This window comes from Succinivibrio faecicola (genome assembly GCF_019448115.1).
GTDB lineage: Bacteria > Pseudomonadota > Gammaproteobacteria > Enterobacterales > Succinivibrionaceae > Succinivibrio > Succinivibrio faecicola.
Genome location: NZ_JAGFNY010000015.1, coordinates 1 through 13686 on the forward strand (window position 1 = coordinate 1; position 13686 = coordinate 13686).

A 13686-nucleotide genomic window follows, 5' to 3' on the forward strand; every position below is an offset into this window, starting at 1 on the left:
ACACAGAAGTGAAATGCAGTTACGCCGATGGTAGTGCAACGTACGTTTGTGTGAGAGTAGGTCACTGCCAGGCATCCTTTTTAGAAAAACCGCAGTCTTTTGATTGCGGTTTTTTCGTTTCTGTACTACTATAAATTCATGATTAGAAAAGCAAGATTTACTGATATCACAGCAATTAATGATATCTATAATTATGAAGTTATTAACGGTACTGCTACCTTTGATACTGAAAATCGTTCATTTCTAAAAGCTGTTTCATACTATTTCAATCATCGCAGTACCATACACCCTCTGTTTGTTTATGAATTAAATAATAGTGTGGTTGGATTCTGTTCTTTATCATCATATAGACAAAAAACAGCATTTAGATCAACCGTTGAAATCTCACTGTATGTTCATGTGAATCACCGCAATAAAGGAATAGGTTCTAGTCTTCTTTCTTATGTTATAAATTATGCTAAAAAATCATGTGAGATATCTAATATTGTTTCTGTTATTACTAGTGAAAATAAAGGAAGTCTAGATCTGTTTTTTAAAGCCGGTTTTATTAAAAGTGGTTCTATTGAAAAATGCGGTAGGAAATTCAATAGAGATCTTGGAATAACCAATATGTATTTACTTGTATAGGTGCTTTTATGAATGTTTTAGAATGTATAAAAACACGTCGATCAATCAGAAAATTCAAACCAGATCCTGTCAGAAAAGATCTGATATTAAAAGTTATTGAAGCAGGAACATATGCAGCTACAGGCAGAAATGCACAGTCTCCTGTCATCATCGCCGTTACTCAAAAGAAGTTAAGAGATGAAATTAGTAGATTAAATGCAAAAATCTATGGCAATGAGAATATGGATCCTTTCTATGGTGCACCTGTTATTCTAATAGTTGCTGCAAACAAGGCTAATCCTACTTTTGTATATGATGGATCTCTTGTACTTGGCAATATGATGCTTGAGGCACATGAGCTTAATCTTGGAAGCTGCTGGATCCACAGAGCCAAGCAGTCAATGGACTATCCTTTATATAAAGAACTATTTGAAAAACTCGGCATTGAAGGTGAGTATGAAGGTATAGGACATCTTGCACTTGGATATATTGATGGAGATTATCCTGAAAATAAACCAAGAAAAGATGGCTGGTTCTATTTTGTAGAATAAAAAAAGGGACCGAACGTGGTCCCTGTTTATTTGATATTTTTTTACCAGATGTTTATTTCATACTGAATTACCAGACAAACTGCAGTAATTGATAACCAGCATGCTAAACCAAGCATAATTGGCATAAATCCTGTCTTTATCAGTTTTACGATATTGCAGTTAAGACCGATAGCTGCCATTGCCATAATAATGAAGAATAAAGATACATCCTTGAATGGTCTGAATACTGATGCATCTACACCATAATAAACAGCTATTGTGGTGATTAGAGCAGCAATGATGAACATAATGATGAAGCTTGGTACAAGGTTAATTATCTTAAGTCTTGAAACTCTTTCCTGCTCACTAACATTATGCCTTTTTGCATACCATACAGATAAGCAAAGAACAATAGGAATAATTGCCAGTGTTCTTGTAAGTTTAACTGTTACAGCCTTATCAAGAGTGTCGTGACCTAAAGAGAACATGCTATCCCAGGTTGAAGCTGCTGCAGTAACTGATGATGTATCATTGACAGCGGTACCTGCAAAAATACCGAATGCTACTGCATCGTGGCTCATTCCAATAATGTCACCAAGTGTTGGGAATACTAATGCTGCAACCACGTTGAAGAAAAATACAACAGATATTGCCTGTCCGATTTCCTCATCATTTGCCTTGATAACTGGTGCTGTAGCTGCAATTGCAGAGCCACCACAGATTGATGATCCAACTCCGATTAGTGTAGCAAGTTTTGTTGGGAGCTCAAAAATCTTACACATTGCAAAAGAAACAATAAGGGATGTTGCAATAGTTGAAATAATAATAGGGAGAGATTCTTTTGCTGTCAGAAATATAACATTCAGGTTTAAACCAAAACCTAACAGAATTACAGCATACTGCAGAACTTTTTTGGATGTGAATTTGATACCGGCTCCTGCAGCGCCATGATTAGTCCAAAACATGCAGATTAACATACCAATAAGGATTGCAAATACAGGACCGCCAATAATAGGAAACATTTTTCCAAGATAAAATGCTGGAATTGCAATTAAAATGCAAACCAGAATGCCAGGTAAATTTTTCTTAATGAAATCCATATAAAACTCTTAGTAAAAAAAACGAATGACTTATTTTAGATTATTTGATTTGGATATGATCAACTTCATCAATAAAATATGTAGAAACAATCAATTTAATTAAAGGCGCTGTACGCTTTCCACATTCCTTTAAGGCTGATATAGGCATTGATTAGTAAGGTGTATTTTGCTCTGTATGTACTATCTGTAAATAAAAATAGTGATGCTTTAAAAGGAAGACACAAAATAAGAGAACATAAATAATTCTAAGCACCTTTAGAATTTGAGCAGTGAAATATTTTGTGAGGTAATTAGTCACAAAGACTAGATGAACATGCTGATTAAAAGTAGAATATCTAGTATGATAAACAACAGTTTTCACTAAGATTAGAAGCTTTAACATGCAATGATCTGTAGTGAGTCTGGTTAAAAAAGCAGAGTGACTGTATTTTTTTAAGACTTAAGAAAGCAAAACCTTACATTTTTTTTGGGAGTGTAATCATGATTAAGCATATTGTAATGTGGAGATTTAAAGAAGGCACTGAAGAGCAGATGCACAGATTCTTAAACGGTCTGAAAGGATTAGTTGGCCAGATCGAAGTGATCCGTTCTTTACAGGTTGGTGTTAATGTAAATCCAAAAGAGAAATTCCACGCAACCTTAGTATGTGAATTTGACAATATGGATGATCTCAATTCATATGCAACTGATCCAAGACACATTGCTGTTGCAAGTATCTGCAGAGAGATAGCTCTTGAGAGAGTTGCTGTGGATTTTGAAGAATAACCAGTCTCTCTTTATAATTTTTTTTACACTGTTAAGATTTCAAGTAAATAAGCTTTGAAGACTCTCCATTAAGTCTGAAAACCAGCTTAGCTACTGCAGGTTTTGATGGTATAAGAAAGCATATGAACGTGCAGATTAAAAGTAGAATGACAAGAGTGATAAACAACAGTTGTCACCAGGATAACGAAGGATTAAATGCAAGCATAAGATAATCAGTTCAGATTAGCATATAAGCTTGAGCAAAAGTAAAACCTTTTCAGTCTCATCTTTTGCGTCTTTTTCTGACATCTTATTGTGCTAAAGCAAGATGTTATCCTCGCTCAAGGACGAGCATGCAGATATAAGCACTGCAGTAGGGCGCCTCTTGCTTTTGCAAGAGGATGTATCAACAAATGAAAAAAGGAGTTTATATGATTAATCTTGCTATTATCGGTGCAGGTTCCATAGCAGCTGTACTTGCAAAGACCATCGTTATGATGAATTCACGAGGCGATAGCAAAGTAAAACTTTATGCTGTTGGCTCACGTTCAAAAGAAAAATCCGAGTACTTCTCAAAAGAATATGGAGCTATCAAAGCTTATGGCTCTTATGATGAGGTCTACAATGATCCTGAAGTTGATCTTGTCTATATAGCAACACCACATAATTTTCATTATGAACAGGTAAAAAAGGCTTTAGAGCACAAAAAGCATGTTCTGTGTGAAAAGGCCTTTACCATCAATGCAAAGCAGGCACAGGAGCTTTGTGATCTTGCAAAAGAGAATAATGTCCTGCTATGCGAGGCTATCTGGACAAGATATCAGCCAATGCGTCAGATTATAAATGATGTTGTAGCCTCAGGAATTATCGGTGTTCCGATGATGGTTACTGCAAACCTGTCTTATTCAATGGCGCACAAGGAAAGATTGCAAAAACCAGAACTTGCAGGTGGTGCCTTGCTTGATGTTGGTATCTATGCTTTGAATTTTGCAAATATGGTGCTAGGCGATCCTGATTATGTTGAAGCTCTATGTATTAAAAATTCATTAGGCGTAGATATGTCAGATTCTGTAACCTTCACTTATGAGAAAACTGGTCAGATGGCTGTTTTATGTGCAAGTGCTCTTGCTGTATCAGACAGATACGGAATGATTCACGGCACTAATGGTTTTATTCAGGTTGAGAATATCAATAATCCTCAGAAACTTACTGTATTTGATAAAGAGTACAAAGTAGTAAAGGAGATCAACTGTCCTGAACAGTTAACAGGATATGAATATGAGCTTACTGAATGTGCAGAGTGTATTGAAAAAGGTCTGATTGAGTGCCCTTCAATGCCTCATGAAAGAACCATTTATATGATGAATCTTATGGACTCAATAAGAGCACAGCTTGCTGTAAAGTATCCTTTTGAATAGAGGCGAAATATGAAGAATTTACTAGTTGCACTTGATTTAACACAAGAAGAGATAGAAATATTCAAATCAATTCCTGATGTTGCCCTTACTGTAAAAAAGCAAAGTGAGGTTACAGCTGATGATGTAAAGGACAAGCATATTATTGTCGGTAATATAAATCCCAATCTTCTTGAAAGTGCTGCAAATCTGGAATTTTTGCAGTTAAATTCAGCAGGATATGACAACTACATAAAAAAGATTTCTGATAAAACTGTTCTTTGTTCAAGCGTTGGAGCTTTTTCTCCTGCCGTATCAGAGCATATGCTTGCTATGACATTTTCACTAATCCGCCATTTTCATATGTACAGAGATAAGCAGAATAACAAGGACTGGTCAGATCTTGGAAAGATTATCTCTGTTGAGAATTCAACTATAACTGTATTAGGCCTTGGTGATATTGGCAAAAGCTATGCTAAAAAAGTAAAGGCCATTGGCGCATCATGTGTTATTGGTGTTAAAAGAAATATTAGTGAAAAGCCAGAATATATTGATGAGCTTTATACTCTTGATGACTTTGAAAAGGCAGTAAAAAAAGCTGATATTGTTGTTAATGTTCTGCCATCTACACCTCAAACTGTAAATCTGTTTGATAAAATTCACTTTGATATGATGAAGAATGGAGCTTACTTTATAAACGTAGGCAGAGGCGATGCTGTAGACGAGAATGCTCTTGTGCAGGCTGTTAAGGATGGAAAACTCTCAGGTGCTGCACTTGATGTAACAAGACATGAGCCATTAGATAAAAACAGCCCAATCTGGAGTGAGCCTAGAATTTTACTTACTCCTCATGTTGCAGGCTGGTTCTTCTTGCAGGAAACCAAAAACAGAATCGTAAAGATTTCATCTGATAATGTAAGAGCTTTTGTTACAGGTCAGAGTATGAGAAATGTAGTAGAACATTAGGAGTCTGTATGGAATATATTGAATTTGGAAAGCATAAAACTAAAGTTTCAAAAGTAGTTTTGGGTCTAATGAGAATTCCTTCTCTTGATAATTCAAAGATTGCAGAACTATTAGAATGTGCTTTAGAAAACGGTATCAATATTGTTGATCTGGCTGACTGCTATTCAAAAGGAGTAGCTGAGAGCAAATTTGGTGAGGTTCTAAAAGATAATCCTTCTTTAAAAGATAAGTTCTTCATTCAAAGCAAATGTGGTATCAGAATTGGTGAGAAATTTACCTACTACGATTTTTCAAAAGACTATATTCTAAAGTGTGTTGATGCTTCGCTAAAAAGAATGCAGGTTGACCATCTAGACTCTCTGTTACTGCACAGACCAGATGCTCTTATGGAAGCTGATGAGGTTGCTGAGGCTTTTAATATTCTAAAAGAGCAGGGGAAAGTCATAAATTTTGGTGTAAGCAATATGAATTCTCAGCAGATAGAGTATCTGTCTTGTGCTCTTGATCAGGAGATCTGTGCAAATCAGGTTCAGTTAAGTATCTGCCATACACCTATGCTTGATGCTCAGTTTAATGTGAATATGTCAAACAATCGTGCAATTATGCGAGAAGGTGGAATTCTTGAGTATTGCAAAATGAAAAAGATTGTCGTTCAGGCATGGTCTGTAATGCAGTATGGATTCTTTGAAGGTGTATTTATTGGTTCAGATAAATATCCAAAGCTTAATGAGGTTTTAAACAAAATTGCATCAGAAAATGGTGTGACTCCAACGGCCGTTGCAATTGCTTTTGTTCTTAGAATTCCAAATCAGATGCAGGCTGTAATTGGAACAACCAATATAAACAGAGTAATTGAATCATCAAAAGCATGTGATTTCAAACTGACTAAAGAGCAGTGGTATGAGCTGTATTTAGCTGCAGGAAATATCCTTCCATGATACATACACTGTGCACTCTTAAAATAGCACAGAATGCACAGTGACATAAATCAAATCCTCATTTATAGTTTTGCAAAATATGCAAAAAAAAAATTAATCAATATCAAATATAAATAATTTGAAATAGCTCATCTCTTTAATAATATTTTTGCATTATCCTTTTACTGATAGCTTTTAAATAATACATTTTGAGCGATAAAAATGATAATAAAAAAGACTATACAGAGAATATTACTAGGTATGTGCATTTTACTTCCAATGCAGTTAAGTTCAGCTGCACAGGTAAGTAACAACTATTACAACATGCTGTTAGATGATGTATCAGCTAACAAGTATCGTCATGGTGTAGACAAGGCAACTGATGTCTATCAGTTTTTCAAGGCTACAAACACATTTAATGATGTTCTTGTGTATCCTGATTTTGCTGGTTTTTCAAATCTCATCCTGCCGGATACAACAAAAGAGCACCTTAATTATCCTTTAAACATGCTTTCAAAGATAATGACTTTACATAGAAATGTAAAAACAGTTAATACTTTAGAAAGTCTTGAGTATCTTGCAAAGGAATGTAAGAAGGGAAAACAGGTATTCTACTCTTATTATACTGACGAAGAAGTAAAAAAAGATCCGTCACTTCAGAATACAGGCCTGTTCTTCTTTAGAGGAAAGAGGAATGCTCCATATGCAATTGTGGTTCCTGGTGGTTACAAGTACAGAACAATTCTTCATGAGGGCTTTCCTATAGCCATTCCTATTTCAAGACGTGGCTATAATGTATTTGTTTTATCATACAGAATTGGTGAGGTATCTAAGGGATCTGAAGATCTTGTAAAAGCCATTAAATATATACAGAAGAACAGTACAAGATTAGGAGTAAAAGCAGATCAGTATTCATTATGGGGGGCATCTGTTGGTGCACAGGTAATTATCAATGTAAGTCATAAAGCATTAAAAGATGATAAGATCCTGCAGAATCTGCCATCTTCAAATATATTAACCTATCCTTTAAGTTTCTTCCCAACAAAGAAAGAAATTCCTACATTCATAGTAATTGGTGATCAGGATAAGATTGTTAACAGCACAATTCTTAAATCATCAATAGTAAATCTAAAGAAGAATGGAATTGAAGCTGATTATCTTGTAATGCCAAGGTTAGGACATGGTTTTGGACTTGGAATCAATCAGGATTCATCTGTAGGTGTTAACTGGATTTCAAGAGCGGTAAGTTTCTGGTCTGATGTATCAGATTTTTCAGAAGATTGATTTATTCTATTTTTGGTGACAAACAAAAAGGGTTAGTTGAAACTAACCCTTTTTCATATTTAAATCTAGTGATAGATTCTATCTAGTGCATACAAGCAACTAGACTAATTCAGCCATGTCTTACGACAAAGTTGCGTGATTAGTAAAGTCTTGTATGGCGCGCATTTTCGCGGGCCAACTTCTTGGCGTGGCGCTTAATTGCAGAAGCCTTTGCACGCTTACGTACAGTTGTTGGCTTCTCGTAGAATTCACGAGCTCTTACATCGGCTAAAATACCGGCTTTTTCGCAAGAGCGCTTGAAACGTCTTAAGGCAACGTCAAATGGCTCGTTCTCACGTACTTTAATGACTGGCATGTGGAAAACCACCTCACTTTTAAATTTCCAATGTCAAAGACGGAAAGTCTCTGACGGTAAAAAAACATGCAGAATTTTACAGTAAATATGAAGTTTTGTAAATGTTTTGATGTCTATTTTTTTATTCTGGTGCATAAAAAAAATAAGTCTCAGATTGATTTTCGAATTTTTGATCCAACACTTATTTGTGCCGAGCAAAAAAAATCATCGCCATAGAATTTTATGGCGATGATTATTTGATTAAATGACTAATTAGTATTTTTTCATCATAAGTGCATTAAGATCTGCTTTTGTTGTTTCTTCACCAATACATATAAGTTCAGTGCCAGTCAGCATTGCAAACAGAGCAATATCATCTCTTGTAAGAGCAGTAGACACTACACTGTGATGTGCTCCACCTGCAATACACCAGCCTTCAGTACCAATCTTGAAGTTTGGCTTATGTCTGTACATGATTCTTGCAACTGGTAAATTTGGCATTGGTTTTGGCTGTTTAACAAGTTCAATATCAGCACAGATGATTCTGTAATGATCGCCCATGTCAACCATTGTTACCTGAATACCATCACCTTCAACACCGTCGAAAATCAGTCTTGCAGGATCTTCTTTTCCACCAATTCCAAGTGGCATTACATGAATTTCTGGTTTTGTTGCAGCAAATGTAACAGGAACCTCAAGCATGTGAGATGCAAGTTCAAGCTCTTTTCCCTGAGTTAGATCGTAGGTGTAATCTTCAATAAAGCCTGTTGCCCCCTTTCTGCCCTCAGACATCTTCATAAGAACAGCTGCAAGTGCATCAATCTTATAATCACCTTCAGGACCGAATCCGATTCCCTTGGCATTTAGATCCTGTACAGCAAGACCAGGTAACTGCTTTAATCCATACAGATCCTGGAATGTGTCTGCAAAAGCACCTATTCGATTATCCTTTAAGAATTTTTCAAGCCCAATCTGATATCTTGCCTGTTCTCTTACAGCTTTGATGTTATCAGTTTTAAGTTCATATTTTGACTGGTATTCAGTCATCTTTGCATCAATTTCACTTTCTGATACATTGTCAATAATCTTTACAAGATCGCCCAGTGCATAGTAATTGCACTCCCATCCGTACTTAATCTGTGACTCTACACGATCACCGTCAGTCACAGCAACCTCTCTCATATTGTTACCAAAAGAAGCTACCTTAAGGCTACGTGAGAAAGCAATTGCTTTGGCAACATCAACGAACTGTGAAATACCCTCAATTACGTCATTATTCTCATAATATCCTGCCAATACCTGATGAGGTATTCTCATTCTTGAGAGGATAAAACCATATTCTCTATCACCATGAGCTGACTGATTTAGATTCATAAAGTCCATATCGATTTTGTCGTATGGAAGTTCACGGCTGTAGAAATATCGGTCTGATTGGCTGGGAGCAGGGTGATGCTACATGGCTTGGCAGATGGAAAGGATATAAGGCCGGCGTTGAGGCATGGAACAAGGCTCATCCTGACGATTTAGTTGTTTTATCAGAGCCTCAGTATGCTGGTACTTCATCAGAAGGTGGCTCAAAAGCTGCTGAAGCTTTAATGGCTGCAAATCCAAAACTTGATGCTTTATTCCAGCAGGCGGTGGCGGTGATCCTTTACAGGGTGCTATCGCTGCAGTTGAAAGAGCAGGTAAGACCGGCAAGATCAAGATCGTTTCAACAGACTTCCTACCAGATTTAGGTGAAAGACTTACAAATGGTTCAATGGCTGGTCAGTCAGGTGGTCATTACTGTGATCCTTTAATTGCTTTCATGGCTGTATACAATGCTGTAAAAGGCAACTACACAGGATTTGAAGGTAAGTTTGAGGATATCACCTTCCCATATCTGTATGTATCATCACCTGCTGATTATGGCGATTATGACAAGTACTTCGTAAAACAGCTTCCTTTTACAGCTACAGAGTTAGTTGAAATGTCAAAGCTTACATTAGATGATTTAAAGGCTGCAGCTTCAAGAATTTCTATTGAGGATGCAGCATCAAGAGCTGCAAAGTAAAATAGTAATCGTATAGTAAAGCATGAACGACCGCATTCTTTTGACTGCGGTCTTTTTGATTAAATCGATGATTATTCGTTTGAATAGTCCTGTTTTGAAATATTATTTCCTATAACATAAAACATGACTGCATTATTAAATGAAACTACTCCAAAATTTGTTTTCTCAAATCCATCAAAGTTATCTGCCTTTACATTATCAGTATCATTAGATTTATTTACCATACTGTTTTTAATCTGAATGAAATACTCATCATCATAATAGGTTTCAATCTCATCATAATTATTACCGAATATAAAATCCATTATCTTTGACATACTCTTATCCTCATAATATCTTTATCTACATTTTCATGATAAAAAACGATTGTGAAAATATATATGTGACTTTGTAAAAATTAAGAATTATCTAACTCTATTTTTGCAGTACGATCTTAACTAAAGAATTGCTTAAAAATGCGGTCTGGTACCACATTTGCAGTTTAAAAATCAATTTCTTTACTTATTGGGATAATGGTTAGAAGAATTGAAACTTTTGAAGTAAAAATTGCTATTTTAGTACTAACAGATATGCTTCATGTCTAAAAGAATAAGTAATATTGAAATAACTTAAAAATCAGCTAAACTACATATAGTTACTATATATTTGGATACAAAAATGACCGAAAAGACATTCAAACCATTGCCACTTGGCAATGAGGACTTTGTTTCATTAAGAAACAAAGGTCATTACTATGTTGATAAGACTCCATATCTAAAAAAAGTCTTTACCGAGCCTTCATCAGTACTTCTTTTTACAAGACCAAGACGTTTTGGTAAAACTCTTTTAATGGATATGTTTGCCTCATATTTGAGACTTGCACCAGATGGCAGTGACAACAGAGAATTTAAAGAAAAAATCTTTGATGGTCTTGAGATTCTAAAAGATAAAGAATTTACAGATAAATACTTAGGACAGTTCCCTGTTATTTTCATTTCTCTTAAAAGTGTAGATGGACAAGATTTTAAGGATGCTTATGGAAAGCTTGCTGAGCTTGTAGCAGGTCTTGGAGAGCAGTTTAGTTTTCTAAAAGAAAGTGAAAAGATTTCAAAAGAGCAAAAAGAAGTATTATCTATACTTAAAAATCAGGTAACTTTGCAAAATCCTAATTACAGGAGCATTCTTACTGGTGCATTAAAGACTTATTCTAACTGCCTGTACAAACATTATGGCAAGAAAGTCATACTTTTAATCGATGAGTATGATGTACCCTTAGCAAAGGCATCAGAAAAAGGTTATCACGATGAGATGGTAACTCTTATAAGCCAGTTCTTTGATGTCATGAAAATCACACCGAACAATAATGAATATGAGACATCCCCAATAGAAAAGATAGTTCTTACAGGATGTTTAAAGGTAGCAAAGAACAGTATTTTTACAGGTGTGAACAACATCACTGTAAATACTGTGCTTTCAGAGAATAGCAGTTTTGATTCAATCATAGGCTTTACAAAAGAAGAAACAATACAGTTTTTAAAAGACTATGAGCTTGAAGAGTATGCAACGCTGGTTAAAGAAAATTATGATGGATACAGATTCAATGAAAAAGAGATGTTCTGTCCATGGGATGTAGTCAACTTTATAGCAGAGTCATTAGATAAGATTAGCTCTGGAAAAACAATATTACCTGGAAACTACTGGATAAACTCAACCTCAAGTAATGCATTATTATCATATGTAGGATATCTGACTGATAAGTCAACAGACAAGATGCAGTCACTGATGGATGGTTTGAGTATTGAAACATATATCAATGATTCAATGAATTATGATACTTTATCAAAACATGAAGAGATGGATTTCTTCTCCCTTCTTTTGCATACAGGATATCTGACATCTGATGGTTACAGAGTTGAAAATGAAGAGACAGAAAAGCCAAAAGCAATCTATTCACTTAGAATTCCAAACCTTGAAATAAGAGAATGCTTTGAAACTAACATATTGCAGCATTTTAAAGAATCATCAACACAAGGTGAGAATAAAGCTATGCTTATAGCTAAAGCTCTGTTTGAAGGTGATTGTGAAACTGCATCAGATAAAATCTATGATTTACTGCTAAATTATGTATCAGTAAGAGATTTTGCAACAAAGGCAAAACCTGAGAACTACTATCATGGATTCTTATCAGGGGTATTTGCTTGTTGTGGCGATTATATAAATAATTTCAAATCAAATACTGAAACAGGCAATGGTTATGCAGATATTACATTCCTAGATAGAAGAGGATCAAAACTTGTAATTATTGAACTTAAAGCATCAAAAAATATTGAATCTGTAATAATTGACGCAAAAAATGCAATAAAACAGATTGATGATAAAGAATATGCAAAAAGTTATATCACTCATCCATTTGTAAATAAAATATACAGCTATGGAATCAGTTTCTATAAGAAAGACTGCTATATCGAAGTGGAAAAGATTAAATAATCAGATATTTGACCTTAGCTTATCCTTACTAATTTACCAAAGTTCCTAAATAGTTAAACAAATTGATTTTTTTTAACTGGAATTGTGGTGCTAAACCGCATTTATATGCCGACTTTCAGTTAAATGTCAGAATGCAAAAGTTGAGTTATCTAAATTAGAGGACTTTAGAGTATTTTTGATTGATGAAAATGTTTGGAGTGTTTGTTGATTGATGTATATAGGTGAAGAAAAGCTGCCATAAGGCAGCTTTCTTGTCTGATTACTTGTTTAAGTAATCTGTTACATTCTTTTCGATTCTTGCAAGTACGTCACCTGCCTGAACCTTTTCAAACTTCTCGCCAACGATGTTCTCGTATAGCTCTAAGTATCTGTCAGAGATTGACTGAACAATTTCAGGAGTCATCTCAGGAACCTTCTGGCCTTCCTTACCCTGGAAGCCATTGTCCATTAACCACTCACGAACGAATTCCTTTGATAGCTGCTTTTGTGGCTCACCCTTATTGAAGCGCTCCTCATATCCATCCATATAGAAGTAACGGCTTGAATCTGGTGTGTGGATCTCGTCCATTAAGTAAATCTTGCCGTTGTGCTTACCGAATTCATATTTTGTATCAACAAGGATCAGACCACGCTTGTTTGCAATCTCTGAGCCTCTCTTGAAAAGAGCTAGAGTATATTTCTCTAAAAGCTCATATTCTTCAGGTGTTGCAAGACCTCTCTTTAAGATTTCCTCTTTAGAGATGTCAGCATCGTGCTCACCAATTTCTGCCTTAGTTGTAGGAGTGATGATAGGCTCATCAAACTTCTGATTCTCTTTCATGCCATCAGGTAGTTTTACACCACAGATTTCACGAACACCACTCTTATATGCTCTCCATGAGCTACCGCACAGATAACCACGAACAATCATTTCTACAGGGAATCCTTCACACATAACACCAACGGTAACCATTGGATCAGGTGATGCTAATTTCCAGTTAGGGCAGATGTCAGCAGTAGCATCTAAGAATTTAGCTGCGATTTGGTTTAAAACCTGACCTTTGAAAGGAATACCTTCAGGAAGGATTACGTCAAATGCTGAAATACGGTCTGTTGCAACCATAACAAGCTTTTCATTATTGATGTTATAAACATCACGAACCTTTCCGTGATAAACACTCTTTTGACCTGGGAAATTAAATTCTGTGTTAGTTAATGCATTGCTCATGATAAATCTTTACCTAATTTAGCGTGCAGGAAATAGTAAATTATCAGTTCTGCCAAAGCAGAAGATATTGTACAGAGTATATAGT

General features: G+C 35.5%; 15 protein-coding genes. 10 read left to right on the top strand and 5 right to left on the bottom strand.

The genetic code is table 11. The annotated features are described in order from the left end of the window. The first annotated feature begins 138 nt into the window (after positions 1-138). Both J5V48_RS05445 and J5V48_RS05450 read left to right on the top strand, forming a co-directional pair. Complete coding sequence (locus J5V48_RS05445) at positions 139-627, top strand: GNAT family N-acetyltransferase (RefSeq protein ID WP_219937559.1); 489 nt, start codon at positions 139-141, stop codon at positions 625-627. 8 nt (positions 628-635) lie between these two features. Beyond that, positions 636-1157: a nitroreductase gene (locus J5V48_RS05450; protein ID WP_219937560.1), complete on the top strand. Its 522-nt coding sequence runs from the start codon at positions 636-638 to the stop codon at positions 1155-1157. Between the two features lie 41 nt (positions 1158-1198). On the opposite strand, the gene J5V48_RS05455 is transcribed toward J5V48_RS05450, so the two are convergent. Continuing rightward, a complete protein-coding gene (locus J5V48_RS05455) occupies positions 1199-2236 on the bottom strand; it encodes a YeiH family protein (protein WP_219937561.1) in 1038 nt (345 codons plus the stop codon). 480 nt (positions 2237-2716) lie between these two features. On the opposite strand from J5V48_RS05455, the gene J5V48_RS05460 reads away from it, so the two are divergent. The 5 genes from J5V48_RS05460 to J5V48_RS05480 all read left to right on the top strand — a co-directional run bounded on the left by J5V48_RS05460 (position 2717) and on the right by J5V48_RS05480 (position 7541). Then, positions 2717-3001 (top strand): Dabb family protein, encoded by a 285-nt coding sequence (locus J5V48_RS05460; protein ID WP_219937562.1) that lies wholly within the window; start codon positions 2717-2719, stop codon positions 2999-3001. A 410-nt stretch (positions 3002-3411) separates the two neighbouring features. Further along, positions 3412-4398: a Gfo/Idh/MocA family protein gene (locus tag J5V48_RS05465; RefSeq protein ID WP_219937563.1), complete on the top strand. Its 987-nt coding sequence runs from the start codon at positions 3412-3414 to the stop codon at positions 4396-4398. A gap of 9 nt (positions 4399-4407) precedes the next feature. Further along, positions 4408-5340, top strand: coding sequence for a D-2-hydroxyacid dehydrogenase (locus tag J5V48_RS05470; RefSeq protein ID WP_219937564.1), 933 nt, complete (start codon positions 4408-4410; stop codon positions 5338-5340). Between the two features lie 8 nt (positions 5341-5348). Beyond that, positions 5349-6278, top strand: coding sequence for an aldo/keto reductase (locus J5V48_RS05475; RefSeq protein WP_219937565.1), 930 nt, complete (start codon positions 5349-5351; stop codon positions 6276-6278). Between the two features lie 201 nt (positions 6279-6479). After that, positions 6480-7541, top strand: a complete 1062-nt coding sequence (locus J5V48_RS05480) for an alpha/beta hydrolase (protein ID WP_219937566.1) — start codon at positions 6480-6482, stop codon at positions 7539-7541. 139 nt (positions 7542-7680) lie between these two features. Here J5V48_RS05480 and rpsU read toward each other — a convergent pair whose 3' ends face one another. Both rpsU and J5V48_RS05490 read right to left on the bottom strand, forming a co-directional pair. Continuing rightward, positions 7681-7896, bottom strand: a complete 216-nt coding sequence (gene rpsU / locus J5V48_RS05485) for a 30S ribosomal protein S21 (RefSeq protein ID WP_021888892.1) — start codon at positions 7894-7896, stop codon at positions 7681-7683. Between the two features lie 252 nt (positions 7897-8148). Next, on the bottom strand, positions 8149-9249 hold the full coding sequence (locus J5V48_RS05490; protein ID WP_255557734.1) for an L-arabinose isomerase family protein: 1101 nt from the start codon (positions 9247-9249) through the stop codon (positions 8149-8151). A gap of 23 nt (positions 9250-9272) precedes the next feature. On the opposite strand from J5V48_RS05490, the gene J5V48_RS05495 reads away from it, so the two are divergent. Beyond that, positions 9273-9611 carry a LacI family DNA-binding transcriptional regulator gene (locus J5V48_RS05495; RefSeq protein WP_219937568.1) on the top strand — a complete coding sequence of 113 codons (339 nt, stop codon included), beginning with the start codon at positions 9273-9275 and terminating at the stop codon, positions 9609-9611. 23 nt (positions 9612-9634) lie between these two features. Next, complete coding sequence (locus J5V48_RS05500; RefSeq protein WP_219937569.1) at positions 9635-9928, top strand: hypothetical protein; 294 nt, start codon at positions 9635-9637, stop codon at positions 9926-9928. A gap of 71 nt (positions 9929-9999) precedes the next feature. Here the strand turns inward: J5V48_RS05500 and J5V48_RS05505 are convergent, their stop codons facing one another. Further along, positions 10000-10245, bottom strand: a complete 246-nt coding sequence (locus J5V48_RS05505; RefSeq protein ID WP_219937570.1) for a hypothetical protein — start codon at positions 10243-10245, stop codon at positions 10000-10002. 340 nt (positions 10246-10585) lie between these two features. On the opposite strand from J5V48_RS05505, the gene J5V48_RS05510 reads away from it, so the two are divergent. Then, positions 10586-12394 (top strand): AAA family ATPase, encoded by a 1809-nt coding sequence (locus J5V48_RS05510; protein WP_219937571.1) that lies wholly within the window; start codon positions 10586-10588, stop codon positions 12392-12394. A gap of 259 nt (positions 12395-12653) precedes the next feature. Here J5V48_RS05510 and J5V48_RS05515 read toward each other — a convergent pair whose 3' ends face one another. After that, on the bottom strand, positions 12654-13601 hold the full coding sequence (locus J5V48_RS05515) for a phosphoribosylaminoimidazolesuccinocarboxamide synthase (protein ID WP_219937572.1): 948 nt from the start codon (positions 13599-13601) through the stop codon (positions 12654-12656). Positions 13602-13686: the final 85 nt, after the last annotated feature.